Below are 26,804 nucleotides of genomic sequence, written 5' to 3'. Positions count from 1 at the left end.
AGGTTTTATAAAGAACACTTTATCATCAGTTCATTCCAAAAGAAAGTTCAGTCTTACGTGAAGTTCATGTTCTAATAGATGCAGCAAATTTTGTATCAATCACCTGACTCCAATCTGGTTCCTGTTTGATAAGTCCTAAACGAGCCAGCAGTTTTGCCTGATTAGCAAGGTCGGTGCGATATTCTTGATTGGGCGGCTGTAACAGTATGTTACGACGGGAGAGGGTTAAAGCAGCAGCTGCCGGCGCAAGTTTATTTTCTCTAACTAGGATCTCTACTGCTTTCTGACGGTTTTGTTTGACCCAGTTTACTGCTTGTTGATAAGCTTTAAGAAACCGTAGCACAGTATCTGGGTTCTGTTCTATGTATTCTGTGCGTCCAAACAATGCTACATAGTTCAAAACATATTGAGTCCCGTCGGCGATCGCAACTGCCTCTTTCGCGACTTGTACGCTGGCATAAAAGGGGTCCCAAGTTGCCCAAACATCGATCGCGCCTGATAACAATGCTGCACGACCTACATCATTTTCTAATTGAACCCACTGTACATCAGTATCTTTTAGTCCAATACTTTCTAGTACTCGCACCACCAATAAATGGCTTCGTCCGGTAGGTGTCCCTATCTTCTTATCCTTTAAATCCTTGATACTTTTGATAGGCGAGCCAGGTCGAACTAGTAAGGCGTGGGTTTTAGGGCTGCGCTCAATGAGAGCAATAACACGAATAGGCAAACCTGCTGCGATCGCAGGAATTGGCGTACCACCTAAACCCAAATCCAATGCTCCGGCTGCTAATGCTTCGGTAACTGGCTTAAGCGACAGCAATCGGCGGTATTCAAAACTAGTTGACTGTCCCTCAAATGCCTTCTCCAATAGTTTTTGCTCTCGCATTGCAAACACTGTTACATAAGGTGGCTGAAAGCCGAGACGCAATTTTGACGCATTTTTGCCTGTTTTGGTTAAGCCTGGATTTGCTTGAGCTAAATCTACTGCATAAGATGTCGCTTCATGTGTGGAAGCAAGGGACTTATAAGCGAATGAAGCAACTGTTGAAAGGCTCAAACTTAGTATGTGACGACGTTTAATAGAAGTCATGCGCGTTAATTCTCCTTATTAATGTGTATCAACAGCTATAGTGCTTGCTGCTGTGACTAACTGCAACCGAAATAAAACTTTTTGGGCAAGCAATGTAATGCTCAGATAGCTTTGTCCCTGGCATCACGTCAAAATTATAGAAGAGCGAGAAACACATCTTTCAAATCATTCATACCAACACAACTGTCTGCGATTTTCGCTCTTACTAGGACTCTCAGGAGTTGTAAGTCAGACTAAATCTGATAATATACGGTTAATTGATTAAAATATAGTAATATTAATATTGGCACGGTTACAGGTAAAAAGCAAGACACTCTCCTATCGTTGTATTTTAATGCAAAAGATTGGCAAAGAAAGAATATTATGTCTGATTTAATTAACAAACAAATCTTACTGAAAAGTCGTCCAGTTGGCGAACCAACTGAAAGTGATTTTGCACTTGTTGAAACATCAATTCCCGAACCAGGAGATGGCGAAATTTTAACACGCACAATTTATCTATCTCTCGATCCCTATATGCGTGGTCGGATCGGTGCTGGTAAATCTTATACAACTAATGTAGAACTAAACTCCGCGATCGTCGGTGGTACAGTCAGCCAAGTGGTGAAATCAAATCATCCCCACTTTCAAGCCAGAGATTTTGTGCTTGATTATAATGGTTGGCAAACCTTTGGTGTGTCCAAAGCTGAGTCACTTCGTAAACTCGATCCCACTCAAGCTCCTATATCATATGCTCTCGGTGTACTGGGAATGCCTGGAATGACCGCTTATTTTGCGCTTTTAGATATTGGACAACCAAAAGTAGGTGAAACCGTTGTAATTTCTGCTGCTTCGGGTGCTGTAGGTTCGGTAGCAGGTCAAATTGCTAAAATCAAAGGTAGTCGAGTTATTGGTATTGTGGGTAGTGATGAGAAGCGCGATTTTGTAGTGAAAGAATTAGGTTTTGATGGTGCTATTAACCGTAAAAAGCAAGAACTTAATGCTGCACTTCAGGAAGCTGCACCTAATGGCATTGATGTCTATTTTGATAATACCGCAGGTGTAATTTTAGAAACTGTGTTACATCAAATCAACTTGGGAGCAAGGATTCCGCTTGTGGGTTTGATTTCAGAATATAATGCGGTGTCTCCTCCCCCTGGTCCTAATTTAAGACCACTGCTAATCAACCGCGCTGTAATTAAAGGTTTCCTAGTTCGGGACTACCAACACCGTCAGAATGAGTTCTTGAGTGATGTTTCCAATTGGTTAAAGTCAGGGAAACTCAAGTATAAAGAAGATGTGGTTGTGGGATTGGAAAATGCTCCGCGTGCTTTTATTGGGTTGCTGCAAGGTGAGAACTTTGGCAAGCTGATTGTGAAGGTAGGGGACGAAAAATGAATGAAACATTTATGTTAACTGCTTTAGCCATAAGCAGAAAAGCTTTGCCAGAATGTTTGCCCAACCCACCAGTAGGCTGTGTCATTGTAGGTACTGAAAAAATAGTGGCAAAAGGATACACCCGATCGCCAGGGAAATATCATGCTGAGGCTGATGCACTGAACCAGATTCAAGGCAAAGCGTTCGACTGCTTGAAAATGTACGTAACTTTGGAACCTTGTTCTTTTTATGGACGGACACCCTCATGTGCTTTAGCCATTGCTGAAGACCCTCGTATAGATGAGATTTATGTATCTTTAGTAGATCCAGATCCTCGCAATAAGGGGAAAGGATTGGACATTCTGAGAAAAGCAGGGAAGGTAGTTCATCTTGGATTATGTACTGATGAGGTGAATAATTTTCTCAATCAATATCTATTCCCTGAGTAATACTTGCTGACTATGGAAGTCATCGTAGCACCCCCGGCAGGAACAATTCGCAAAAATTGTGCGGCTACGGGAACCGATTCCGATAAAATCAATTCCAAGGGATTGTGCAGCTTTCCAATCCCAAATTCCGTCTCCGAACGCAATGATTTCCTCGAAATGTGGCACTTGATAAATGTATTTAGAGGCTTTGATGGCTTCTTGAATAATCTCCTCTCTCACTGGCTGACGGTTACAGGAAAAGAGCATGGACTCCAGGTAATTTGGAAAACCAATTGAGAGTTTGTTCTGGGCTGGTTGGTGGAATGAGCCAGTAGCATAAGCGATCGCATAAGGTGTATGCCAGTGCAAGTATTGAACAAAAGCCACCGCTCCACTGATTTCCGCAAAAGGCTTTCCCTGCAACAGATCCAAGCTTAACCTATACACATCATTCTCGAATCGGGCAATATCTTCGTCGGTCATGTCGCGCCCGTGATGTTCAAAAAAAATTGTATTTGAGATGTAACGATCGGTATGATGCTTATAGTTTGAGAAATTATTGTCGTAGGGCATTAACTCAGCATCTTCCAGAGCTTTACGAAAAGCCTGTTGGTGGATAGCAACAGAATCCGTCAGTGTTCCATCAATATCGAATATGGTAAGTTTGGTTTTGATTGGTAGTGTCGTCATCGTGCGGTTCTGATTTTTTCTCCAATAACTGCAACGTTCATTTCTTAATATTCATCTTCTGGATTGTACTCCACAATATCAGGTTGTAAATGCGGTTGTGCGGCAATAAATGCGGGATGATTCATACATATTTCATAAATTCGGCGAATATTAGGATATGGCTCTAAAGGGTATTTAAATCGCTCGGCATTATAAACCTGAGGTACGAGAAATACATCCGCGAGCGTTGGAGAGTCACCATAACAAAAATTGCTGCAAAATTTACTGTTAACTAGAATATTCTCAAGTGCGTTTAAACCTTCTCCTAGCCAGTAATGTAATAGTTTTTATGGTAATCTCAAGAGCCGTCCGTCAATGGCGGCTAATCCTGTAAAAATGAATGCCATACCTGCAAAAGTATTCCAATCCAACCTTTCTCCAAGGACAAATACACCGAGTAAGAGCGCACTCATTGGAATCAAAAACGTTACCAACGAGACGTTAGTTGCACCTGCAACAGCAAGTATACGGAAATAAATTAAGTTGGCGATCGCACTACTAAATAGCCCCAGTACCAATAACACACCCCAAGTCATAGCACTTGGTCTTAATGTCCACGGTTTATCTAATATAAGTGCTATTGGCAATATCATCACTGTCGAACTAGTCAGCATTCCTGCTGAAGTCACAACGGGTGACAATTCCTTGAAACGCCGTCCGTAGATACTAGCGCAGCTATAGCAAAAACTAGCTCCAAGAACAGCAAATTGCCCAAGACTTTGTAAATTAAATCCACGCATAACTTCTGGCCCAACCAACAAAAATATACCGCATAATGCAAATAGCACTCCAAACAAGCGATTGAGTGTCAAACGTTCGTCATTGGTTAGTAGATGTGCGAGCACCACTGTAAACAATGGGGTTGTGGCATTGAGAATACCAGTTAGGCTGCTGTCGATCTGCGTCTGTCCCCAGACGATAAGACTAAACGGAATCAGATTATTGAGAGCACCCATCATAAAAAACGCTCTCCAAATCCCAGGTGAAACAGGCATTCGCTGTCCGCTAAGGTAGACAAAGCAAATTAGAGCGATCGCAGCAAAGCTAACACGACCTAATACTACCGTAAACGGTTGGAGTTCCACGAGAACAATCTTAATAAAAAAGTAAGAACCGCCCCATAATAAAGACAGAATGAAGAGGAGCATCCATTCTTTAGCCCTCATAGTTGGGTTCTTGACAGATTGGGTTTTCATGTCACCTAACAGTCACTTTATAAACCTCTTTTCCTAAATCCAGATCCAGCCCATAAAGCTCTGTAGCACGTTTAAACAACACCATTTTCCCTGACTCGTCTTTTTTCAAATTCACGTGGCAAAACCATTCATCGTCATTCTTCTTGTGGAAAATCAAAACGATAATGCTAAAATTTAACTCCCCTGCCAAATTATTTCCTTGACAGAAACTTGTTTTGGTAATAGCTTAATTTTGTAGAAAGCATCGGCTACTTGCTGTTGTCCAGCGATCACTTCTTTTGTTATCGGTAGCACTCCATATTTGCGCCGCCTTTCAGCTACCTCCAAGACAGCAGCATCAATACCCAATTCTGGCGAGAGAAATTTCGCGACATCTGTGGGATTCTTTTGCGCCCAGTCACTTATTTTTGTCACTTGAGAGAGAATTGTTTTCAACGCTAATGGTTGTTTCTGGACAAAAGATTTGGCTGCAAGATAATAGCCACGATTCGATACAAGTCCCGTTCCATCAGTCAGAGTACGTGCGCCTGTTGCAGCTACAGCAGCAGCCAAATATGGGTCCCAAATTGCCCAAGCATCTACATTATTACCTTCAAATGCCGCACGAGCATCGGGAGGTGCGAGAAAAGCTGGCTTAATATCGCTATACTTTAATCCTGCTTTTTCTAATGCTTTGACCACTAGATAGTTAGTATTTGAGCCTTTTGCAAAAGCGACTCTTTTACCTTTAAGGTCTGCTACTGTTTTAATAGGTGAATTTTTCGGCACAATGATAGCTTCTGCTTTTGGACTCCAAGGATCGTAAGCAACATAAACCAAGGGAATACCTGCGGCTTGGGCAAATATAGGCGGTGCTTCACCAGTGTACCCAAAATCAATACTTCCAGCATTGATTGCCTCTAACATCGGCGGACCGGCTGGAAATTCTGTCCATGTCACTTTAGAACCAGCAGGCAAAGCTTTCTCCAAGTCTTTTTTTGCCTTTAGAGCGTTAAGAATAGTTGCTGCTTTCTGATAGCCAATGCGAACCACAACGCTTTGACTTGCTGAATTCTGTGCTAGTGTCAGCGCAGAGTAACTCGTATTGGTGGAAGAAAAACCAGAGACAGCTGAACTCAGGATTAGCCCCACTGCAAAGAATAGAGCCATTATACGAATTTTGGATAGTCTGTACAATAAGCCACTGAAAATTCCCCAAAATCTAACTGAGGAGAGTTTTGTCAACATATATTCTGCTTTCACGCTCTATCTTAAAATGTATAATACGGCAAATTGGACAAATAACCGTACTTACAATCTGGAGATAATATTCACATGGATATAAGCTAAAATACTATTAATCGATAAACTTATCGTATTCTATTGAACGTACAGTGTGCTTGTCACTCTGCAAAGCCACATTTTGCAAGAAATGAGAATTATCCCTTATGCCAAAAGATTGGTTTGAATGGCACGAGCTCTATAATACTGAACCAAAATTACAACAGCGTTTAGAAATCGTGCGGGAATACATATCCTACAGCTTGGATGCATCGCCACCAGGAAGAATACGTATAGTTAGTGTTTGCGCTGGTGATGGACGGGATTTACTAGGGACGCTAAAAAATCACCCCCGCGCCCAAGATGTCTATGCAAGACTCGTTGAGCTAAACCCAAATTTAGTTGAACGTGGAAAAGCAACTATAGAATCATTGGGTTTAGCAAAGCAAATTGAATTTGTTAATGGTGATGCAACGATCTCCGCTAACTATGTAGGAGCCGTACCAGCAGAGATTGTAATTGTATGTGGTGTCTTTGGCAATGTTGCTGATGAAGTTGAACTCAAACGCTTGCTAGACAACTTGAGGTTTCTTAGCAAACAAGGTGCTTTTGTCATCTGGACTCGCGGACACTCTAACGGTATTCCCTACTCCGAGAATGTGCGGAAATTTTTGCAGGCATTTGAATTTGAAGAAGTCAAGTTCAAACTTACCGCAACAGGAGACATGGGTGTGGGTATTCATCGTTACCTTGGTGAAAATTTACCTGCACCTAAAGAGCAACAGTTATTTGTATTTTCTGGCATTCCTAATAAAGCGAGGTAATACGATTTAAGATTAAGGATTTGACAATGTTAAAATCCCAAATCCTTTTTAAACAGCTTGAACCAGCGCGTGCCCGTGAACTACAGGAGCAAATGCTGGCTGCGGGACTGCCGATTTGAGCAGCGCTGCCTTGGTTGCAATTAATGTGGTCTCAAAATTGTCTTGATTGCGGGCTGGAACGATTAGTATTGCGGTCCGCTACACATAATCCGGCAAACTTATACTTTAATAAACGGTAAACTTTTCCTTTAAGTCACACATAATAATGCCGCGACAATAATTCCCGAACATGTGCTAATTCATGTTTATCAGGGAATAGAGAAACGACGTCACCGCCTGCATTCAACATGGCCATACCAACGAGGAGACCCACCATGCAGAACCCTCTGAAGCTCGGATTCTTCATCCAGCCCGTCCATCCACCTCTTCGCCCCTATGCGGACGTTCTCCGCGAGGACCGCGAAGCGGTTGTGCTGGCGGATCGACTCGGCTATCGAGAAGCGTTCATCGGCGAGCATCTCGTAGACTCGGCCGAGACGATCGCATCGAGCCTCGCTTTCATCGCGCATCTGGCCGATGCGTGCCCGTCGATCACCTTCGGCACCGGCGTGCTGCCGCTTGCCAACTACCACCCGGCGATGGCGGCGGCCCAGGTCGCGATGGTTGACCACCTGGTGCATGGTCGGCTCGTGCTGGGAGTGGGACCGGGCGTTCGCGGCGACGCGGAGGCCATCGGAGACCTGGGATCGGACCGCAACCGCAAGACCCAGGAGGCGCTCGATCACATGTGCCGGATTTGGAGCGAAGAGCCGCCATACCGGATCGCAGGCGAGTTCTACCGGACGACCACGGAGCGCTCGCTCGATCGGCAGATCGGGCTGGGCGTCACAGTCCGCCCGCTGCAAAAACCGCATCCGCCGATCGCAATCACCTCAATCCGGCCGGATGGACAAGGGCCGCACGCTGCGGGATCTCGCGGCTGGACCGGAATCTCGGCGACCTACGTGGGTGCATACGTCGTCCGCGCGCAGATCCAGAGCTACCTGGAAGGCCGACGCTCGGCGGGCCTCTCCGCCGATCCCTCTGGGTGGCGCGTGGCGCGCAGCGTCTTCGTGGCCGATGACGAGATTACGGCGCGTCGCTATGCGTATGGCGAGGACGGTGCCCACGGCTTCTACTTCAACGTCATGCGGACGAAGCTTGCGAAGGCCGGCGCGCTGGACGTGATGCGCGACTTTTCCAACCAGCCGGATTCCGATCTCACAACCCGGCGGTGCATCGAGCGTCTTGTGATAGCGGGAACTCCGGAGAGCGTCGCGGACCAGATTCTCGAATTCCGCGAAGAGGTCGGCGCGTTCGGTACCCTGCTCTATACGGGCCATGACTGGACTGATCCAGCGCTCGCGCGGCGCTCCATGGATCTCATGGCGAACGAGGTCTTGCCCCGGATTGATCGAGCCGCGCAAGGGACGACACCGAATGGGTACACTGGCGGGTCGGTATAATCTGACTGATGCATGGCTAGGTCAATCAGGGGTGTAATCAGGATAATTGAGCCACACCACCAAATTCTATTTGGTGGATTCTGGCTGAGAGTCAGCGTTAACTTTTTGTCCTTTTCTCAGAGACTGCTCCCAACCCTGGGCATCAATACCGTTGTTAATTTCTTTGGCTAGTAGTTCAGCTGCTTCAGTAAAATGGGTAGCAATCCAGCGCTCGACCCGTTCTAGTGCCCTAATAAAAGCTGACAAGGCATCTGGGTGTTGCTCGGCAAAAGCGCGATGGGTAAAGTAAATAGAGCGATTGCTGAATAGCTGGGAACTGTAGAGCAGTACTCTAACTTGATGACTTTTCTGAACTTGTGCCAAGTTTAGGTCTGATGTTATCCAAGCATCTATTTCACCCTTAAGAAAGGCTTGGAGTGAATCTGCTGTGTGGGGGATAGTTTTGACATTTTGATAGGTCAGCCCTACTTTATCTAGAGCGATCGCGAGTAAATGTTGTTGGTAAGATCCTTCACTTAAACTAATGGTCTTGTCTTTCAAATCGCTTAAACTTTGAATAGGCGAATTTTCTAAGACGACAATAGCTCCATGTACTGGGCGAGGTTGAGATGTGGCTAAATATACTACTGGTACTCCTTGAGCCTGTGCCAAGATTGGCGGAGTTGTACCTGTCGCACCAATATCAATTTCTCCCGCCTTCAATAGCTTTACTGTTTGATTGCCACCTGTTTCTGAGAGCCACTGTGCTGATACTCCTGTTGGCTGAAGCAAATCTTCCAGTAACTCAGGTTTTTTCCTAAGTGTAAATACTGATATATTATGGACATGAACACCAATACGAATTGAATGAGTCATAATTTTTCTCCTTGTTGTTTTTAGGACAAAGTGAGTGAGTTATTCCTGTCTCGTTAGAAGATTATTTAATTTAAATGAACTGCAAAGACGCAAAGGACAATTATTTATCGTCTATAACTTAGTGACATCAACTACGAAGTTTTCTATAGTGGGCTTTTTGGGAATAATGCCCAGCTTAAAAAACCAGTCACTGACACGATTCATCTTTTCTATTTCTGCTGCACCGACGGGTATTGGTGTTCCCTCTACCCTTTCACTCATAAACTTTTGTACACCCTCAGACAGCTTAAATTCCTTACCATAGATTTGCATTGCCTGGGCTGCATTCGATAACACCCATTGACTTTCTTGTAGCAAAACATCGTACACAGCTTTCACTATATCCGGATGCTTCTCTAAGAATGCATTGTGAACAATATAAATGCTATCATTCTCCGAATCAATCTCTCCCGCCGTCGCTAAAATCTTAGCGCCATCTTTAACTGCTGCGTTAGCAAAAAAAGTTTCCCACACTGCCCAAGCATTTGCTTTTCCTGAAGCAAAGACGGGTGCAGCATCGGCTGGACCAAGATAAATTCTCTGAACTTGTTCTATAGAAACTCCTGCTTTTTCCAAACCCTTTGCTAGCAGGTACTCACCAGTACCTCCTCGATTCACAATCACTTTTTTGCCAACTAAGTCTTTTACCGTTGTAATCGAAGAGTTTTTCGGAATGAACACTACGCAAAGCAGCTTTAATGACAGACAAAATATTGTAGGCAACTAACGCCATACAAAAACTGAACAACGCGGCTTTTGGATAACCTAAAGTCTTAATTTCACATTCTAGAGTATCACTGACAATTTGGAATAAACCTTCTACAGTCCAACGTTTGAGATAAATTTGTGAGACGACAATAGCGCTGGCTACAGCTCTATTAAGATTGGTAAACACAGCTACTTCTGTATCCCCATCACGAGTTGGTTCGTTTAAGCGTACAACGACACGACGAGCAGTGATGGAAACTTTTTCCCACTCAATTGTGACATCTTGCTCAAACACTTGACCTGTTGGCAAATCACCAACCTTAGACAATTCTCCCAACGCTTTGCCATTTGTGAGCTAAACCAGCTTTTGCTACACCAATCCAGTACCGCGCCATATGGTAGGAACAACCTAATATTTCACAGATGTGGGTTTGAGATTTACCCCGATCTGCCAGCAACATAACTTCGATGCGACGACGGTATTCTGGTTGTAAATGCGTTTGCAAAGCCTTCAGCAGAACTTTCCGCTGAAAAGGCGTTAAAAACTTGCCGTTATTAACGTTGTAGCTTTCAAAATCTTGAAATTGATTGGCTTCGTGTGTCATAACTATTACCGATTGCACCCAATTGTAAAATGTAGGGGTTCATACCAATGCAATTCGGATAAGACCACAGGTTTCATCCTTGTAGCTAAGCCATCCGTGGAAAAATCCTAGAAAATTCCTCAGAGGCTTTCTTGGCACACAGTAAGTAGGTGGGCGCTAAAAAACACAACTACATTAAGAAATGTAAATCGCTTAAAAGCTTGTTTTTAAAGCCTTCTCAGCGCTTTACATAAATTCACATAGTTCGGTTTAATTGTGCCTACCTACTTAGTTTGTGAAATCCCCAATGAGAAAATTTCATAAACGCATATTTAATATGCCCTAAAAGGCTAATTAAATAGTTAGGTGATATTCAACTAATTTTCTAATGTTTCCGACTTTATTAGTGTTCTACCTTTGAACATACAAACCAGGGTGAAATACAGCTTAATTAAAGTCCAATTACTGTGCTGAGGCTCTCTTAATTTCTCAATTGTATGATGAAAATTGTATGAGAATTTTCACCATTCTAGTAAAATCTTCTAAGCTGGCACAGATTTAATTTCTTAGTGTAATTCCTTACAATTTCTAAATTACTCTTTCCTAAGTTAGATTTATAATAATCTTTGATTTAATTAACGCTAATCATCGTTTCAGCCTATTAAAACCTTATTTTGACGAGCAATCAAGTATAACTGGTAAACCAAAATCTGCCAAGAACCAAGTTATGGTTCCATTGTTAGGACTCTCTGACAATCTGGTCACGTAACAATAAGGGTTTCAGACACTGAAATGCTAGCTTATGCTTCCAGACCCTGAAATCTTTTGGGTATGGTGACATTGTAAACAAAATAAGTATAGAACAAAACAAAAACCGTTTTCATAACTCGGACAGAGGACATTTAGCGCTGCCATCTTAAACTTGAGATACCTCAACCAAACGAAGGAAATCTAAGTTTTTACAGATGGCAGCCGAAGGGGCAAATCCTGAAAGTGAAGCATTGCTAACTGTTTGATGAACAACAGCTACTCACAAATGATATTATGAGGACATTGAGATGGCTCAACCTATCAAAGTCGAAAAAACGGTAACCATTGAAAAATCCGCAGAAGATCTTTACCGCTTCTGGCACAACTTAGAAAACTTACCACGCTTTACCAGGCATCTAAAAAGTGTGAATGTCTATGACGATGGGCGATCGCACTGGGTTACTAGCGCACCGATGGGCAACAGCGTTGAATGGGATGCCAGAATCACTGAGGATCGACCGAATGAAGTGATTGCCTGGACTTCAGTGGAAGGGGCAGACATTGCGAACTCTGGTTCGGTTCACTTTCAACCTGCTCCTGGCGATCGGGGGACTGAGGTAAAAGTCATCACAACCTATGATGCGCCTGCTGGAGTCGTTGGAGATGCGATTGCCAAGCTGTTTGGTGAAAACCCAAAACAGCAAATTGGAGACGATCTTGCCCGCTTCAAAATGCTGATGGAGGCGGGCGAAATTGCAACAAACGAAGGTCAACCTAGAGGTCAAGGATGAATCCATTATGAAAGCAGCTTGTTGGCAAGGTACGCACGATGTGCGGGTGGAAACAGTCCCAGATCCCAAAATCCTCAACCCGCGCGACGCGATCGTCAAGGTGACCTCTACAACCATTTGCGGTTCTGACTTGCACATCTACGATGGCTACATCCCAACGATGCAACCCGGTGACATTATTGGTCACGAATTCATGGGAGAAGTCGTTGAAGTTGGCAGTGAAGTCAAGCGCTTGAAAACTGGCGATCGCACGGTTGTGTCTTCGGCGATCGGCTGTGGTCACTGCTGGTACTGCAAACAGCAGCAGTGGTCCCTGTGTGACAACTCTAATCCAAATGGCTGGATGCAAGAAAAAGTTTATGGCTATGGAACAGGGGCAATCTTCGGTTACTCCCATGCCTTTGGAGGTTATGCGGGTTCCTTTGCTGATTACATCCGCGTCCCATTTGCAGATTTCACAGCCATCCCTGTGCCGAAAGACATTCCGGATGAAAAACTGCTGCCTGTTTCTGATGCCTTTCCCACAGGATATATGGGGGCAGATTTGTGCAACATTCAACCGGGTGATGTCGTTGCTGTCTGGGGCTGTGGTCCGGTGGGGCAATTTGCCATGCGGAGTGCCTACCTGCTGGGCGCAGAGCGCGTTATTGGCATCGATCGCTTTCCCGAACGACTGCAACTTGCGAGAGACTTTGCCAAAGCAGAGACCATCAATTACGAAGAGGTGGATGCTGGCGAAGCCCTCAAAGAAATGACAGGAGGACGGGGTCCCGATGCCTGTATTGATGCGGTCGGCATGGAAGCACACGGTACAGGCCCAGAGGGGTTGTATGACAAAGCCAAACAAGCCGTCCGCTTGGAAACCGATCGCCCGCATGTGCTCCGGTAGATGATGGTAGCGTGTCGCAAAGGCGGCACTTTATCGATCATGGGAGTGTATGGCGGCTTTGTGGACAAGCTGCCAATGGGGGCAGCCATGAACAAAGCCCTCACCTTCAGAACAGGGCAGATGTTTGGTCCGAAGTATATTCCCAAGTTGGTGGAGCACGTTTTGAACGGCGACGTGGACCCCTCGGCTGTGCTGACGCATCGCTTGCCTCTGGCTGAAATAAAGCAGGGCTTTGAAATGTTCAAGCACAAGAAAGACCAATGCATCAAAGTAATGTTGCAACCCGACTAGTGGCTCATCTCACTACAAACAATGGAGAAAAATCATGAAAGCAGTTTGTTGGCAAGGGGCTAATAAAGTGGGAGTTGACACGGTCCCCGATCCCAAAATTATTAACCCACGAGATGCTGTTATCAAAATTACGTCAACCGCAATTTGTGGGTCTGATTTACACCTCTACGATGGATTCATTCCGACGATGGGGCAGGGCGATATTCTGGGGCATGAATTCATGGGAGAAGTCGTTGAAGTCGGCAGTGAAGTTAAGCGAATTAAGGTTGGCGATCGGGTCGTCAATCCATTTCCCATCGCCTGCGGTCAGTGCTTCTTCTGCAAACAATGGCTAACGTCTCTGTGCGACAACACCAATCCCAATGCCTTTATGGCAGAAGCGATTATGGGATATTCACCCTCAGGCATTTTTGGCTACTCCCATATGTTGGGGGGCTATGCGGGCGGTCAAGCAGAATATGCCCGCGTTCCTCATGCTGATGTCGGTCTATGCAAGATTCCTAACGGGTTAACAGACGAACAGGTGCTGTTCCTTTCGGATATCTTTCCCACTGGATATATGGCAGCGGAGAACTGCAATATTCAACCGGGTCACATTGTTGCCATCTGGGGCTGTGGACCGGTTGCTCAATTTGCGATTCGCAGCGCTTTTTTGTTGGGAGCAGAACGGGTAATTGCGATCGATCGTGTGCCTGAACGCCTCCAAATGGCAAAAGACGGTGGGGCAGAAGTCCTTAATTTTGAACAGGTTGATGTTGGGGAAGCTCTTAAAGAAATGACGGGAGGTCGTGGTCCTGATGCCGTGATGGATGCAGTGGGGATGGAATCGCATGGGATGGGCGTAGAAGGACTGTATGACAAAGCCAAACAAGCGGTGCGCTTAGAAACCGATCGCCCGCACGCGCTCAGACAGGCGATCGTTGCCTGTCGTAAAGGAGGCACTGTGTCCGTTCCCGGTGTATTTGGTGGATTTGCAGACAAGATTCCAATGGGGGCTTTTATGAACAAAGCCTTGACCATGAAAACGGGACAGACTCACGTTCACAGGTATTTTACCCCGCTACTGGAGCACATTCAGAAGGGCGATATCGATCCTTCGTTTGTAATTACCCACAGATTACCGCTAGAGCAAGCCCCGCATGGTTACGAGATCTTTAAGCACAAAAAGGATCGCTGCATCAAGGTCGTACTCAAGCCAGGACAGAGTGCCTAAAATCCCAGTGAGGCAACCTTATCCTTCCTTATGATTCAGCCAGTCCAGCATCATTGGTAGTTCAATTGCTCCTATCTGAGCAGGTTGGAGGATTGCTGGACTGCCTACCAGAAAGCGATCGCGCAGATACGTATAGCCATGCGAGCAATGGTGCATAGATCGCCAGCACAGCGATGAAAACGATGATGGTTTGCCAGAAGCGTGGCTCATCCTGGGCTGAGAGGGCTGAAATTGAAACAGCAAGCTCACACAATCTAGCTGGCAGCAAGGGAGAAGCAAGCTAGGGTAAACCAGCGTGGAGCAGACGGAATCGAGATTCAAACAGCCGACGTTTAGAGGAGACATAGAAAAATGGTTAGTCAGTTGCAGAAGTTACCCACCGATGACTCGTTAGGCACACTGGAGACAGTTGCTCACTTTGACGGCGCAATGCTAACCGGCGTGACAGTGTCACATCAGGGGCGCATCTTCGTCAATTTTCCGAAGTGGGGTGATGAGGTCGCATTCACAGTGGCGGAAATCCGGGAAGGTCGTCCTGTGGCTTACCCTGACGAGGCAATCAATCGTACAGACCCAAATGACCTCGCTGGCACGCTGGTGTCTGTGCAAAGTGTGGTTGTCGATCCGGTCGATCGCCTATGGATTCTCGACACGGGCAGTCCGATGTTCCAGCCAACGCAGTATGGTGGACCGAAGCTCGTCTGTGTGGATTTGACGAGCGATCGCGTTATTAAAACAATCCTCTTTCCCCAAGATGTCGCCTTGCCTACCACTTACCTGAACGATGTCCGCTTCGACCTGCGGCGCGGTACCGAAGGCATAGCATTCATTACGGATTCGTCTGACCAAGGGGCAAACGGAATTATTGTAGTAGATTTGGCATCAGGCGAGAGCTGGCGCAAGCTGCACGATCATCCATCTACAAAGGCTGAGGCGCTATCAAGTTTCTGCCCAATCGTCGAGGGTCGTCCACTGTTGGAACGCCAGCCGGACGGGAAGACCAAGCCAATCAAAATGGGGTCAGACGGGATTGCCATTAGTGCAGACGGGTCACGCCTGTACTACTGTCCGCTTGCTAGCCGACGGCTCTACAGTGTTGCCATTGATGCACTCGTGGATCGCTCGATTGACGATAGCGCTGTTGCTGCAACCGTAATTGATGAAGGAGACAAGGGCGGTGCTGCAGATGGACTCGAAACAGACGCGGCAGGGTATATTTACTCGACGAACTACGAGCATAATGCGATTCTGCGTCACCGTTCTGGTGGGGAGTGGGAAACGGTAGTACACGACCCCCGCCTTCTGTGGCCCGATACGATGTCCGTTGCGGCAGATGGATACCTTTACGTCACAGCAAATCAGTTGCATCGTCAGGCGAAATACCAAAAGGGAAAAGACTTGCGCCAAAAGCCGTATACGCTCTTTCGCGTTCGCATCGACGCTCAACCTGTTCTACTGCGGTGAGGCTCGAAAACGCAAGGGTTGCACAACAAGCACAAGAGGCAATGGCCATGAACCAATCGATCAAAGTTGAAAAGACGGTGTAACAAGCTAGTAGAGTTCTTCTACCGCTTCTAGCACACTTTATACCAGATTGAGATGAAGTTGCATAGAATATAGGAGGTAAAACACAAGGGGTTGAGGTGTCCATGAGTCGCCCATTCAAACTTGAGATTGAAGAGAGTGAAGCCCGGTTGAAGAAACAACTGCAACAGGCTCGCGATGCCAGTCAAAAAGAGAAGACGCTGTGGGAATGGAAGCACATGGTATGGGTCTAGAGGGACTCTATGACAAAGCAAAACAGGCAGTGCGGTTAGAAACCGATCGCCCCCCTGTGCTACGGCAAGCGATCGTGGCTTGTCGCAAAGGTAGCACTGTGTCGATTCCTGGTGTTTACGGTGGCTTTGTAGACAAGATACCGATGGGTGCTGCCATAAACAAAGCCTTAACATTTAAAACGGGACAAACGCACGTTCATAAGTACTTGCGCCCGTTACTCGATCGCGTCCAAAATGGCGAGATCGACCCATCGTTCGCGATCGCTCACCGTTTGCCGCTAGAGCAAGCACCGCACGGCTACGAGATTTTTAAACACAAGAAGGACAACTGTATCAAAGTTGTACTCAAGCCAGGTCAGAGTGCCTGAAATCCAAGTGAAGCAACCTTAGAATTGCTGATGATTCAGCCAGTCCAGAATCATTGGTAGTTCAATTGCTCCTATCTGAGCAGGTTGGAGGATTGCTGGACTGCCTACCAGAAATCGATCGCCAGATCATTGAGTCGCGCTGAGGCATTGGCACCTCAGACGGCACCAGGCGATCGCTTAAGGAAGTTGCTCAATCGGTCAGCCTTTCAAGAGAGTGGGTTAGGAATCGGGAAAACAAAGCCTTGTCAAGCTACGCGCTCGTGCTGCGAAGCAGGTTAGCTTTTTGTAGTGTCTAACGACTTTGCTGCAGGACTCTTGGTTCAGTATGAATTCTCTATCTCTAACCCATCTTACAGTGCCGCCGAGCACTATGGTTTGCCCTAGGTCTAGTTGTATACATTCTGAGGAGATCATGATGCAAATCGCTCAAGTTTCTCCCTTATGGGAACAAGTACCGCCTCCTGCTTATGGAGGAGTTGAGTTGGTAGTTAGTCTCCTGGCTGAAGAACTCATTCGTCGTGGTCATGAAGTGACTCTGTTTGCATCGGGTGATTCGAGTAGTTTTGCCAAGATAGAATCTGTTCACTCACAGGCATTGAGGTTAGACCCTACCGTTAAGGAACCAAACGTTTACGAAACACTGCAGTTAATGCAAGTGTACGAACAGGCGCACAAGTTTGATGTCATTCACTCTCACGTTGGCTACCCTGCCCTACCCTACGCCAGATTGATGGAGACACCGACTATTCATACGCTGCATGGCATCTTGACGCCAGATAATGAAAAGGTGTTCAAGTATGCTCGCTCTCAGCCGTTTGTCAGCATTTCCAACGCGCAGCGAGAACCAAGAGTGGGACTCAATTACGTTGCCACTGTCTACAACGGCATTGATCCAATGACTTACAAGTTTTACCCGCAGGCAGAGTCGTCTCCCTATCTTGCATTTCTGGGTCGAATCTCACCTGAGAAGGGGGTGCATTTAGCGATCGAAATTGCTAAACGTTTGGGCTGGCACTTAAAGATAGCAGGTAAAGTCGATGTAGTTGATGTGGATTATTTCGAGCAACAGATCAAACCTCACATTGATGGAACGCAAATTGAATACCTGGGAGAAGCTAACCATGCTGAAAAGAGCCTCCTGATGGGAGGAGCAGTTGCGACTTTATTCCCGATTACCTGGCGTGAACCCTTTGGACTGGTGATGATTGAGTCGATGGTAACAGGTACACCTGTGATTGCTATGAATTTGGGCTCCACCTCTGAAGTGATTGTTCACGGTAAGACAGGATTCTTGTGTCGCTCAGTCAAAGACTGTCTCTCTGCTATTGATAAAGTGCCTGAGCTAAACCGCTACGCCTGCCGAGAGCATGTGCTGAGAAACTTCACGATTAAGCAGATGACAGATGGCTACGAAGATGTCTACAGCAAGCTTGCTAGTCGTACAACCGAAGACCTTAGTATGATGTACCCCGAAAACTGGACATAGGAATAAGATAGAGTCGCTGCTTACAAAATATGTTTTGGGAGAGACTTACCAATACCTTATGCCATATCTCCTAAGTGGCAGGGAGGCTTTTCGCCTCACCCCAGTCATGAAGTTTCCCGAGGTTTTAATGAATTTAGCGCTGCAAGAGAGGAATCAGTGCGTTAGTTATTTTAAAAACACGGTAAATTTATCAATATACTGTACAATAATCTTGCGGCTACGATCGCTCCCTTCGATATCTTGCTTGCACTTAATAGCAACACAAAGGAAGTGAACGAGTGCGAACACCGCTCTACGGGTAAAACATTGGATAATTCATATGAGCTACAAACACATTGAAGTCAAACAGGTAGCTGGTTTCATTGGTGCCGAAATCACCGGAGTGGATCTTTCGCGTCCTCTGCATGATGATGCGGTTAAAGAAATTCGTCAAGCACTATTAAAGTGGAAAGTTGTGTTCTTTCGGAGTCAGAACATAGATCATGCTGCACAAATTGCGTTCACGGCTCGTTTTGGCGAAGTAACCTACGCACATCCGCATGAGGATGAGCCGATTGAAGGCTTTGAACAAATACTGCCGGTTGACCGCAGCCGCTATGAGCGACGCAATGGTTTGCGCCGTTCCAGTTACGAGAGCCGTTGGCACACGGATGTGACAGCGGTTGTCAACCCGCCGGCTGCGTCAATTTTGCGTGCAGTTAACGTTCCTAGCTTTGGTGGTGATACACAGTGGACTAATCTAGTCGCAGCTTACGAGGGTTTGTCAGCACCTCTACGGACGCTAGCAGACACATTGAAAGCAGAGCATCGTTTCAATGCACGGTTACGAATACCTAGCAACAGCAAGCTTGCTCAGCGCATTGCAGCTAATCCCCAGGTTTCCATCCACCCGGTGGTACGGGTTCATCCAGAGACAGGTGAACGCGCATTGTTTGTGAACCCTGGCTTCACCTCGCACATTCTTGACGTGTCACCACAGGAGAGCGATCTCCTGCTTGAGTTATTCTTCAACCAGATCTCCAAGCCTGCTTACACCACCCGCTTCCGTTGGAACAACGGTGATATTGCATTCTGGGACAACCGCGCCACCGCACATTTAGCTCCACAGGATCTAGATCATATAGAAGTTGAGCGCGTACTTTATCGCACTACTATCACTGGTGATATTCCAGTCGGTCCCGATGGTTTCCGCTCGCAGGTGGTTGAAGGTGAGCCGTTAACCAATGAATTACCAACTGTCTTGAAGAAGAACGCCAAGAAGGTAGGAGTAAAAGTGCTTTCTTAACATCCTCCCCCGCCAAACAGCGCGGGGGATTCCCGGAATCACTTTAGTAGCAGTTGAGAATTATGGTACAAACTTCTTTCGTCCGCAATGGTAGTCTTGTTAAGCCACCAACCTTTACCTCTGTCGAAGCAGAGCGTCGTCATCGCCAAGAACGCTTGGCAGCAGCTTTACGAGTCTTTGCTCGCTTCGATTTTGCCCTAGGGCTAGCAGGACACATAACAGCCCGTGACCCCGAACTCACTGACCATTTTTGGGTCAATCCCTTTGGGATTCATTTTAGTCGCATTCGTGTTTCAGACTTGATCCTGGTCAATCCTCAAGGTGAAGTTGTTCGAGGTAATGGCGCACTCAATCAAGCAGCTTTTGCTATTCACTCACAAATCCACGAAGCCCGCCCAGATGTCATTGCTGCAGCTCATGCTCATTCCTTCTATGGCAAGACGTGGTCATCACTAGGTCGATTGCTCGATCCCATTACCCAAGATTCTGCTGCCTTCTACCAAGATCATGCTTTATTTGATGATTTTAAAGGTATTGTGTTGGAGACAAGTGAAGGAAAACGCATTGCTCAAGCATTAGGCGATCGCAAAGGTGTGATTCTCCGCAATCATGGATTATTAACGGTAGGACGCAGTGTAGACGAAGCCGCTTGGTGGTTCATCCGTTTAGAAGATGCAGCTAAATCCCAATTGCTAGCAGAATCTGTCGGTAAACCCATTCTTATTGACCACGATATCGCTTTAGGGATTCAAAAACGTAACGGAACTCACGAAGCAGGTTGGCGCGGATTCCAGTATTTGTGGGATGAAATTACTCACGATCAACCAGATTTATTGGATTAATACCATTTTGGATTTTGGATTTTGGATTTTGGATTTTGGATTGAGAAAGCCTTGCTTAGACTTAATCTCAACCAGACCATCTGTTGCATTCTTCTTCAATTTGGTAGAAGAAATTTGCGTAACCGTTTATACAGACAATCTGAAGGATGACCCTTAACCACCGCCCCGGTTCGATTGTCGGTTGGGATCGCTTTGCGGCTCCGACAGACTTTCCTCTCAGCCCCCTCTCCCAAGCATTGCAGCAGCCCGTCTTGCTTGGGTTATTTCTGCCAATCCAGGCAGGAGGTTGGAGCGCCTCTAAACTACCACGCACCACCGACTGGAGCTTTGAATACAATAAAGATCTGGTGCTGCACGCTGAGGCGCTGGGCTTTGACTTGGTATTTGCGCTGTCACAATGGCTACCCAAAGGTGGCTATGGCGGCGTGTTCAACGGTCAAGCACTGGACTCTTTTGTTACCACAGCTGCTCTAACAAGCCTGACACAAAAGATCCTACTAATCTCTACTATTCATGTGTTATATGGGCCAATTCATCCATTGCACTTAGCTAAGTATGGTGCAACATTAGACCATATCTCAGGGGGTCGCTGGGGCATCAATGTGGTCACTGGACACCGCGCTGTTGAACACGAGATGTTTGGTTGGAAACGCATTGAGCATGACCACCGTTATGAACTAGCAGCCGAGTTCATTGAAGTGCTGCAACGCCTGTGGGGTGACGACGAGAATTTCTCATTTGAAGGGAAGTCTTCATGGAAACTTAATGGTGCCTTCGTTACACCTAAGCCTAAATACGGTCGTCCAGTGCTTGTCAATGCCACAGGCTCAGACGCTGGCATTTCCTTTGCCGCACGCTATTCTGACATTGTGTTCATCACCAGTCCAGGGGGTTCGGACTTCGCCAGTGCCATCGAAGTGCTGCCTGCACATACTGAAAGAGTCAAGCAGGCAGCACGTGACATTGGACGCGAGGTGCGAACGCTCCTCAACCCTATGGTAATCAGCCGCGAAAGGGAGCGCGAAACTTGGGCTTACCACGATGCTATAGTCGCCCATGCTGATTCAGATGCACCTTTGGGTTTTAGCAGATTTGACAGCGATGCCTACGCTTGGAAGGGTCGCCGGGGTATAGACGCACCGAAACGTCGGGCTATTGGTGGTAACATTGAGGTCATAGGTACACCCGAACAGGTGGTCGAGCAGTTTGTACAGTTGAAAAAGGCTGGTGTTAACGGCTTGCAATTGAGCTTTTTTGACTTTAAGAAAGACCTAGAATTTTTTGGCGATCGCATCCTACCTCTGATGAAACAGGCTGGTCTTCGATTATAAATTACTTGTACCAAGTTTAGGTTGTCGTCACTTAATATTTGAACCCTCAACAGAAGAGTATCGTCAAGAACTGATAAACCAGTCCTAATGACTTGCTCGTTTTGGACTTATCAAACAATCACCAAATTGGGATAAAGCAATTGATACAACATTAGCTAAAATTGATGCTGCTTGAGACCGAACCAATAAGTTTATTAAAAATTTTAGTAAAATTTTATACTTTGCGTCTTGAAATCTCCATTTTCTCCTCTAGCTTGAACACTATCAATCACAGTATATAGAGGTTCTAGTGGTTCATCACATTGAATTTGAGGAGTGATTAAAAAACCGCAAAGACGCAAAGAGCGCGAAGGAAGAGGAAAAGAAAATGAGTCGGAACTTTATATCACCTCGTTCCTAGGCTCCGCCTGGGAACGCCTGATTGAGAGGCTTTGCCTCCTCTGTTACGAGGCAGAGCCTCTAGTAATGCATTCCTAGGTAGAACCTAGGAACGAGAAATGAAAAATTGTTCACCCATCAAAACTTATGTGGTGAACTACTAGTACTGAATTACATTGATTTTGAAATTTGCTAGCTCCTCGACTTATCAAAAAAGTTGGGGAGCTATACCAACTTAAGCTGTGAAAATATTTATCGTGGAATACTAGTTTATTTTCAAACATTTTGCCACTAACTTCGTCTTTCTTGAGATGTTGCTACTCCAATTTAATTATTTGGTTTTAGTATCTTTTTTACCAACTTATTTGTTACCAATACTTTTATTTAGTACTAACTAAGTAGGTAAAATGAGCGAAAAATTTAAAAGACTTGATAAACAGCAAAAATACTTTCAAGATAGTTATTAATAACAATAAAAGACTGCTATCTTATGAGTGTTTCATCAATACTGATTCTTGCTGGAATTTTTCTGGGAGCTAGCATTATTAGCGCGATCGCTGGGAGTACTTCCCTAATTACTGTACCAGTCATGCTTGAGTTTGGAGTTGAGCCGCGTATTGCCATAGCTACTAATATGATGGCATTAACCTTAATGAGTGTTGGTGGAACACTACCTTTTTTTGGGAAAAACGTGATTAATACTAGACGTTTACCATTACTGATATTCTTGACGCTCATTGGATCGATTTTAGGAGCATTGCTTGTTCTCGTTGTCCCATCAAAAACAATGCCACTTGTTATTTCTGTCTCTATGATAGCAGTCGCTCTATTTTCAATTACCAACCATAATGCAGGACTAGTCCCAGTAGAAGGGGTACCTTCACCAAGAGCAGAAATTGCAGGCTATATAGCCACTTTTCTACTTGGTATTTATGGTGGTTTTTTCAGTGGTGGTTATGTAACTCTACTTACTGCCGTCTATGTAATGTTATTTCGTATGACTTTTGTTGAAGCAATAGCGACGACTAAACTGATTAATATTTTTTCCTCACTTATAGCTACCCTTATTTTCATAAACCAAGGATTAATAGATTATCAACTTGGAATAATCCTTGGTGCTGTAATGTTCATAGGTGGTGTAATTGGAGGTCGTATGGCTCTAAAATTAGGCAATGTCTGGTTACGACGTATCTACCTCACAGTAGTTGCTATCTTAGCAGTTATAACATTGCGAAAATCCCAGCAACAACAGGACTCAGAGAATAGCAACTTTGTGACTTTAATTTCTGGTTCTAGTGCTGCTTTTTGGCTAAAAATTATGAATGTTTAAACTCTCTAAGGTACTATTTAAAACAACACGATCTAGGGAGTAATACCTTGTCTGACCTTTTTTGTAGGTTTTTGCCAAACCTGCTTCTGTCAAAACTTTCAAGTGGTGACAAGAAAGGGACAAGCTAATATCCAACCGCTGAGCAATCTCTGAACAACTAATTTCGTCAGTACTAAGTAGTAAATCTACTAGGCGTAGACGTGTTACATGCGATTTCTATGATGAAGATGAAATCCGCAACGTCTATTATCCTGAAGCTAAGCAACTCTTAAAAGATGTCGTAGGTGCAACTGAGATTTTCATCTTCGATCGCACTCTGCGTAACGCTCAACTTTCCCGACCAAACGAGAACGAAATCAGGGGGCCTGTCAAGCACGTGCATAATGACTTTACAGCCAAATCTGGCTATACTCGCGCACGCAAGGTGTTGACAGAGCAGGGGATAGATAACATTGATAAATTGCTGCAAAAAAGATTTGCACTGATTAATATTTGGCGAGCGATTGCACCAATTGAGGAATCACCATTGGCAGTGTGCGACGCCCGAAGCATTGCACCAAAAGACCTTGTGGCTGGAGATCTCTTGTACCGCAATTACGCTGGCGAAACCTACTCAGTCACCTATAACCCGTCACATAAATGGTTCTACTTCCCGCAGATGCAACCAGACGAAGCGCTATTTATTAAGTGCGTGCGCCGCGACGATTAACGCGGTATTCCCAACCAAGTTGGGAGAGACTAAGAAGAATGTCTCTAAGTCAACCAACTTACCTGGAGTCGAAAGACAAAAGGGACAACAGCATGTTGGTAAAGCCGGAAATGGAGAGAAGGCGTTAAAACCATTGTTCGGCAAGACTTGTGTGACAAGGTGAAGATTAAACTATCTGAAGCCCAATTCTGACGGTATACTCGATTACCTATTCCTACAACGCCTAAAAGGAATAATCGTTTGTGTGTAGTTTTAAGCATTTGAACCACACAACTTCTTTAAACGAAGTCAGCCACCGATGAGATGGCTTAACGAATGAGTGGGACACCTAAATCACACTGATACGTACCGAGTTGATGAAGCGCGGGATGGTCTATGGGACGCGAGTCCTATGACTACAGAGTTCCCATAGTAGTCCGAGGGCGGGAAAGCCGTCCACATGGCAAAGGGGAACAGGTATTTCTTACATTGTTACCGAGAGGTACGCGAGATGCGAAACGCCGAAACGGTGTTAAATGTAATCCGAGACAGGGGGTACCGGGGTTTACCACTGGATGATGTCTACAGACAGTTGTTCAATCCCGACTTGTACCTTTTAGCGTATAGCCGCATTTATAAAAATGCTGGAGCAATGACGCCTGGGATAACTCAGGAAACTGCTGACGGAATGTCCATGAAAAAGATTGAAACTCTTATCGAAGAGATTCGATATGAACGCTTTCGATGGACACCAGTGAGGCGAATTAATATTCCCAAGAAAAATGGGAAAACTCGACCACTAGGTATTCCTACTTGGAAAGACAAATTGGTTCAAGAAGTAGTACGTTTAATATTAGAAGCGTATTATGAACCCCAATTTTCCGACAACAGTCATGGTTTCAGACCAAAACGCGGATGCCATACGGCGCTAACAGTAATAGACCGCACTTGGCAAGGAACCAAGTGGTTTATTGAAGGAGATATCAAAGGCTGTTTTGACAACATAGACCATAAAATCTTAATGTCAATTCTGTGCGAGAAAATCCAAGATAACCGCTTCCTGAGATTGATTGAAAACTTACTCAAGGCAGGTTATTGTGAGCAATGGAGATATCACTCCACCCTCAGCGGAACACCGCAAGGCGCGATAGTATCACCCATACTCGCCAATATCTATCTTGATAAATTCGATAAATTTATCGAACGGACACTTATCCCAGAGTATACAAGAGGTAAAGCAAGGGCAGAAAATCCGGAATACTCAAAACTCGTAAAACTTGCCTGGTATTACAGGAAGAAGGGACAAATTGAAAAAGCGCGTCAACTGGAAATTCAATACCAGCAAATGCCTTCCAAAGATGTTCGTGACCCTAAATACAGAAGGCTAAATTATGTGCGGTACGCTGATGATTTTCTACTTGGATTCATTGGTTCATTTCAAGAGGCAAAAGAAATCAAGGAAAAATTGAAGACATTTCTAGCGGAAAATCTTCAGCTAGAATTATCTAAAGAAAAGACCTTAATTACTCATGCTAGAAACGAAGCAGCGAACTTCTTAGGTTACGAAATTCTAGTTCAATATTCCGACACTAAGCATACCAATGGTAAGCGCTCAATTAATGGAATTACTGGACTAAGAATTCCCACAAGCTTTGTAGAAGAAAAATGTTCTCTCTATATGAGAAATGGGAAACCCATTCACCGCCCTGAATTAATAAATGATGATGATTTCACTATCATCAACATTTACCAATCAGAATATAGAGGGTACGTACAATTCTACAGCCTTGCTCAAAACATCGCGTGGCTCCAAAAACTCCAATGGGTTATGTGGAGTTCGTTGATGAAAACTCTTGCTTGTAAACACAAAACTAGCGTGGCTAAAATTTGCGCGAAGTATCACAAGACGGTAAAACTGCCACACGGTCTAAGAAAGTGTGTCGAAATCACCGTCCCAAGAGAAGGCAAGAAACCCTTAGTGGCTCGTTTCGGTGGTATACCACTAAAACGCAACCTAAAAACAATCATAGAAGACCTGCCACGAGCGCGAAAGCCCGCGTTCAGAAATGAACTGATTAAACGGCTTCAAGCTGATGAATGCGAGATTTGTGGGGCAAGAGGTGATATTGAAGTTCACCATATTCGCGCCCTCAAAGACCTCAAAACCAAAGGTAGAAAAGAAAAACCGCAATGGATGCAAATCATGTCCGCACGTAGGAGAAAAACTTTGATGGTCTGCCCTCAATGCCATGATGCTATACACGCAGGTAACCCCGCAGGTAAACAAGTCTCATGATAATGGAATACTGGAGAGCCGTGTACCTGGAAACTCGTAAGCACGGTTCGGCGGGGGCTAGTTGGAAAAGGAGCCAATAATTGGAAACCTCGCTAGCTAGCTACCCACTTTTGACTCCGCAGAGGATGGAAGGGCAAGGTTTGCTGCTCATACTGGATTTGACGATCCCACAAGCCCTCTGGATGCCCCACCACGTCAGAGTATTGAATTACGGACGATAGTTTTTTATGAATAAATTTTCTGTAGAGACAGCGATTTATCGCGTCTAGCCAACTGTTGAAAAACTATTCCAGTCAAGGATAAGCACAGGTTTTCCAGGGATTCAGGGTCATTCTCAATAAGATGCCTTTCCCCAGGGTGAAGGAGTGAAGCACGATACGCCCTTCACCCTTAAAAGCTTTTCTAGAAAGCTTTGGACAAGATTTTACTGAACAATTAGCAGTTGCCGACGGCAACTGCTAATTCTTGTTCTAAGCTGCTTGATTTTTACAAGACTATATGACATTATACT

Annotated in this window: 24 protein-coding genes and 4 pseudogenes; 18 read left to right on the top strand and 10 right to left on the bottom strand. The window is 45.3% G+C overall.

Going from position 1 to position 26,804, the window contains the following annotated elements; genetic code table 11:
- Positions 1-64: 64 nt before the first annotated feature.
- Complete coding sequence (locus F7734_RS14405; protein ID WP_155745351.1) at positions 65-1,093, bottom strand: aliphatic sulfonate ABC transporter substrate-binding protein; 1,029 nt, start codon at positions 1,091-1,093, stop codon at positions 65-67.
- 363 nt (positions 1,094-1,456) lie between these two features.
- Here F7734_RS14405 and F7734_RS14400 point away from each other — a divergent pair, with 363 nt between their 5' ends.
- Positions 1,457-2,470, top strand: coding sequence for an NADP-dependent oxidoreductase (locus F7734_RS14400; protein ID WP_155745350.1), 1,014 nt, complete (start codon positions 1,457-1,459; stop codon positions 2,468-2,470).
- Positions 2,467-2,898, top strand: a complete 432-nt coding sequence (locus tag F7734_RS14395) for a deaminase (protein ID WP_166481907.1) — start codon at positions 2,467-2,469, stop codon at positions 2,896-2,898. The genes F7734_RS14400 and F7734_RS14395 overlap by 4 nt, the downstream gene beginning before the upstream one ends.
- Here F7734_RS14395 and F7734_RS14390 read toward each other — a convergent pair.
- The 4 genes from F7734_RS14390 to F7734_RS14370 form a co-directional block, all read right to left on the bottom strand.
- The gene (locus F7734_RS14390; RefSeq protein ID WP_155745349.1) at positions 2,884-3,567 is read right to left on the bottom strand and encodes an HAD family hydrolase; all 684 of its coding nucleotides are present in this window, start codon (positions 3,565-3,567) and stop codon (positions 2,884-2,886) included. The two genes, F7734_RS14395 and F7734_RS14390, sit on opposite strands and share 15 nt — an antisense overlap.
- Positions 3,568-3,893: 326 nt before the next feature.
- The gene (locus tag F7734_RS14380; protein WP_243146881.1) at positions 3,894-4,802 is read right to left on the bottom strand and encodes a DMT family transporter; all 909 of its coding nucleotides are present in this window, start codon (positions 4,800-4,802) and stop codon (positions 3,894-3,896) included.
- A 1-nt stretch (position 4,803) separates the two neighbouring features.
- Positions 4,804-4,992: a hypothetical protein gene (locus F7734_RS14375; protein WP_155745348.1), complete on the bottom strand. Its 189-nt coding sequence runs from the start codon at positions 4,990-4,992 to the stop codon at positions 4,804-4,806.
- The gene (locus F7734_RS14370) at positions 4,977-5,951 is read right to left on the bottom strand and encodes a sulfonate ABC transporter substrate-binding protein (RefSeq protein WP_347566201.1); all 975 of its coding nucleotides are present in this window, start codon (positions 5,949-5,951) and stop codon (positions 4,977-4,979) included. The genes F7734_RS14375 and F7734_RS14370 overlap by 16 nt, the downstream gene beginning before the upstream one ends.
- A gap of 278 nt (positions 5,952-6,229) precedes the next feature.
- Here F7734_RS14370 and F7734_RS14365 point away from each other — a divergent pair, with 278 nt between their 5' ends.
- Together F7734_RS14365 and F7734_RS14360 are read left to right on the top strand one after the other, a co-directional pair.
- Positions 6,230-6,886, top strand: a complete 657-nt coding sequence (locus tag F7734_RS14365; protein ID WP_155745346.1) for a class I SAM-dependent methyltransferase family protein — start codon at positions 6,230-6,232, stop codon at positions 6,884-6,886.
- A gap of 374 nt (positions 6,887-7,260) precedes the next feature.
- A complete protein-coding gene (locus F7734_RS14360; RefSeq protein ID WP_166481906.1) occupies positions 7,261-8,391 on the top strand; it encodes an LLM class flavin-dependent oxidoreductase in 1,131 nt (376 codons plus the stop codon).
- 66 nt (positions 8,392-8,457) lie between these two features.
- Here the strand turns inward: F7734_RS14360 and F7734_RS14355 are convergent, their stop codons facing one another.
- The 4 genes and pseudogenes from F7734_RS14355 to F7734_RS14345 all read right to left on the bottom strand — a co-directional run.
- Positions 8,458-9,246, bottom strand: coding sequence for an ABC transporter substrate-binding protein (locus F7734_RS14355; protein WP_155745344.1), 789 nt, complete (start codon positions 9,244-9,246; stop codon positions 8,458-8,460).
- 111 nt (positions 9,247-9,357) lie between these two features.
- Positions 9,358-9,909, bottom strand: a complete 552-nt coding sequence (locus tag F7734_RS14350; protein WP_347566200.1) for an ABC transporter substrate-binding protein — start codon at positions 9,907-9,909, stop codon at positions 9,358-9,360.
- A complete protein-coding gene (locus tag F7734_RS60705) occupies positions 9,881-10,321 on the bottom strand; it encodes a hypothetical protein (protein ID WP_166481904.1) in 441 nt (146 codons plus the stop codon). Before F7734_RS60705 ends, F7734_RS14350 begins: the two co-directional genes overlap by 29 nt.
- A gap of 1 nt (position 10,322) precedes the next feature.
- Positions 10,323-10,598, bottom strand: a pseudogene (locus F7734_RS14345) (helix-turn-helix domain-containing protein); the annotation flags it as partial.
- Between the two features lie 1,037 nt (positions 10,599-11,635).
- Between F7734_RS14345 and F7734_RS14340 the strand changes: the two are divergent.
- The 3 genes and pseudogenes from F7734_RS14340 (at position 11,636) to F7734_RS14330 (ending at position 14,511) form a co-directional block, all read left to right on the top strand.
- Positions 11,636-12,118: an SRPBCC family protein gene (locus F7734_RS14340; protein ID WP_038089550.1), complete on the top strand. Its 483-nt coding sequence runs from the start codon at positions 11,636-11,638 to the stop codon at positions 12,116-12,118.
- 7 nt (positions 12,119-12,125) lie between these two features.
- Positions 12,126-13,298 (top strand): annotated as a pseudogene (locus tag F7734_RS14335) (zinc-dependent alcohol dehydrogenase).
- Positions 13,299-13,332: 34 nt separating this feature from the next.
- A complete protein-coding gene (locus F7734_RS14330; RefSeq protein ID WP_155745341.1) occupies positions 13,333-14,511 on the top strand; it encodes a zinc-dependent alcohol dehydrogenase in 1,179 nt (392 codons plus the stop codon).
- Between the two features lie 18 nt (positions 14,512-14,529).
- Here F7734_RS14330 and F7734_RS60700 read toward each other — a convergent pair whose 3' ends face one another.
- Positions 14,530-14,721, bottom strand: a complete 192-nt coding sequence (locus F7734_RS60700; RefSeq protein WP_166481897.1) for a hypothetical protein — start codon at positions 14,719-14,721, stop codon at positions 14,530-14,532.
- Between the two features lie 141 nt (positions 14,722-14,862).
- On the opposite strand from F7734_RS60700, the gene F7734_RS14325 reads away from it, so the two are divergent.
- From F7734_RS14325 to F7734_RS63435, 11 genes and pseudogenes are all read left to right on the top strand, one after another.
- Positions 14,863-15,975: an L-dopachrome tautomerase-related protein gene (locus F7734_RS14325; protein WP_155745340.1), complete on the top strand. Its 1,113-nt coding sequence runs from the start codon at positions 14,863-14,865 to the stop codon at positions 15,973-15,975.
- Positions 15,976-16,160: 185 nt separating this feature from the next.
- Positions 16,161-16,289 (top strand): hypothetical protein, encoded by a 129-nt coding sequence (locus F7734_RS65270; protein WP_279239713.1) that lies wholly within the window; start codon positions 16,161-16,163, stop codon positions 16,287-16,289.
- Positions 16,253-16,657: pseudogene (locus F7734_RS14320) on the top strand (glutathione-dependent formaldehyde dehydrogenase); the annotation flags it as partial. The gene F7734_RS65270 and the pseudogene F7734_RS14320, both read left to right, overlap by 37 nt.
- A gap of 415 nt (positions 16,658-17,072) precedes the next feature.
- On the top strand, positions 17,073-18,143 hold the full coding sequence (locus F7734_RS14310; protein ID WP_155745376.1) for a glycosyltransferase family 4 protein: 1,071 nt from the start codon (positions 17,073-17,075) through the stop codon (positions 18,141-18,143).
- A 319-nt stretch (positions 18,144-18,462) separates the two neighbouring features.
- Positions 18,463-19,428: a TauD/TfdA family dioxygenase gene (locus F7734_RS14305; protein ID WP_155745339.1), complete on the top strand. Its 966-nt coding sequence runs from the start codon at positions 18,463-18,465 to the stop codon at positions 19,426-19,428.
- A 62-nt stretch (positions 19,429-19,490) separates the two neighbouring features.
- Positions 19,491-20,270 carry a class II aldolase/adducin family protein gene (locus F7734_RS14300; RefSeq protein ID WP_155745338.1) on the top strand — a complete coding sequence of 260 codons (780 nt, stop codon included), beginning with the start codon at positions 19,491-19,493 and terminating at the stop codon, positions 20,268-20,270.
- A gap of 146 nt (positions 20,271-20,416) precedes the next feature.
- Complete coding sequence (locus F7734_RS14295) at positions 20,417-21,601, top strand: LLM class flavin-dependent oxidoreductase (RefSeq protein WP_155745337.1); 1,185 nt, start codon at positions 20,417-20,419, stop codon at positions 21,599-21,601.
- A gap of 868 nt (positions 21,602-22,469) precedes the next feature.
- The gene (locus tag F7734_RS14290; RefSeq protein ID WP_155745336.1) at positions 22,470-23,309 is read left to right on the top strand and encodes a sulfite exporter TauE/SafE family protein; all 840 of its coding nucleotides are present in this window, start codon (positions 22,470-22,472) and stop codon (positions 23,307-23,309) included.
- 145 nt (positions 23,310-23,454) lie between these two features.
- Positions 23,455-24,018, top strand: a complete 564-nt coding sequence (locus F7734_RS14280) for a CmcJ/NvfI family oxidoreductase (RefSeq protein ID WP_347566203.1) — start codon at positions 23,455-23,457, stop codon at positions 24,016-24,018.
- A gap of 490 nt (positions 24,019-24,508) precedes the next feature.
- A complete protein-coding gene (locus F7734_RS14275) occupies positions 24,509-26,293 on the top strand; it encodes a reverse transcriptase/maturase family protein (RefSeq protein ID WP_166481678.1) in 1,785 nt (594 codons plus the stop codon).
- 109 nt (positions 26,294-26,402) lie between these two features.
- Positions 26,403-26,528: pseudogene (locus F7734_RS63435) on the top strand (methyltransferase); the annotation flags it as partial.
- Positions 26,529-26,804: the final 276 nt, after the last annotated feature.

This window comes from Scytonema sp. UIC 10036, assembly GCF_009725235.1.
Note: the sequence above shows the minus strand (reverse complement) of the source record. Positions and strands in the feature narration are given on the sequence as shown.

Bases quoted from the DNA above. Each gene is read 5' to 3' on its own strand.
- F7734_RS14305 (WP_155745339.1), top strand. From the start codon at position 18,463: ATGAGCTACAAACACATTGAAGTCAAACAGGTAGCTGGTTTCATTGGT.
- F7734_RS14355 (WP_155745344.1), bottom strand. From the start codon at position 9,246: ATGACTCATTCAATTCGTATTGGTGTTCATGTCCATAATATATCAGTA.
- F7734_RS14290 (WP_155745336.1), top strand. From the start codon at position 22,470: ATGAGTGTTTCATCAATACTGATTCTTGCTGGAATTTTTCTGGGAGCT.
- F7734_RS14390 (WP_155745349.1), bottom strand. From the start codon at position 3,567: ATGACGACACTACCAATCAAAACCAAACTTACCATATTCGATATTGAT.
- F7734_RS65270 (WP_279239713.1), top strand. From the start codon at position 16,161: ATGAGTCGCCCATTCAAACTTGAGATTGAAGAGAGTGAAGCCCGGTTG.
- F7734_RS14275 (WP_166481678.1), top strand. From the start codon at position 24,509: ATGCGAAACGCCGAAACGGTGTTAAATGTAATCCGAGACAGGGGGTAC.
- F7734_RS14330 (WP_155745341.1), top strand. From the start codon at position 13,333: ATGAAAGCAGTTTGTTGGCAAGGGGCTAATAAAGTGGGAGTTGACACG.
- F7734_RS14365 (WP_155745346.1), top strand. From the start codon at position 6,230: ATGCCAAAAGATTGGTTTGAATGGCACGAGCTCTATAATACTGAACCA.
- F7734_RS14360 (WP_166481906.1), top strand. From the start codon at position 7,261: ATGCAGAACCCTCTGAAGCTCGGATTCTTCATCCAGCCCGTCCATCCA.
- F7734_RS14325 (WP_155745340.1), top strand. From the start codon at position 14,863: ATGGTTAGTCAGTTGCAGAAGTTACCCACCGATGACTCGTTAGGCACA.
- F7734_RS14300 (WP_155745338.1), top strand. From the start codon at position 19,491: ATGGTACAAACTTCTTTCGTCCGCAATGGTAGTCTTGTTAAGCCACCA.
- F7734_RS14295 (WP_155745337.1), top strand. From the start codon at position 20,417: ATGACCCTTAACCACCGCCCCGGTTCGATTGTCGGTTGGGATCGCTTT.
- F7734_RS14400 (WP_155745350.1), top strand. From the start codon at position 1,457: ATGTCTGATTTAATTAACAAACAAATCTTACTGAAAAGTCGTCCAGTT.
- F7734_RS14370 (WP_347566201.1), bottom strand. From the start codon at position 5,951: ATGGCTCTATTCTTTGCAGTGGGGCTAATCCTGAGTTCAGCTGTCTCT.
- F7734_RS60700 (WP_166481897.1), bottom strand. From the start codon at position 14,721: ATGAGCCACGCTTCTGGCAAACCATCATCGTTTTCATCGCTGTGCTGG.
- F7734_RS14405 (WP_155745351.1), bottom strand. From the start codon at position 1,093: ATGACTTCTATTAAACGTCGTCACATACTAAGTTTGAGCCTTTCAACA.
- F7734_RS14340 (WP_038089550.1), top strand. From the start codon at position 11,636: ATGGCTCAACCTATCAAAGTCGAAAAAACGGTAACCATTGAAAAATCC.
- F7734_RS14395 (WP_166481907.1), top strand. From the start codon at position 2,467: ATGAATGAAACATTTATGTTAACTGCTTTAGCCATAAGCAGAAAAGCT.
- F7734_RS14310 (WP_155745376.1), top strand. From the start codon at position 17,073: ATGCAAATCGCTCAAGTTTCTCCCTTATGGGAACAAGTACCGCCTCCT.
- F7734_RS14380 (WP_243146881.1), bottom strand. From the start codon at position 4,802: ATGAAAACCCAATCTGTCAAGAACCCAACTATGAGGGCTAAAGAATGG.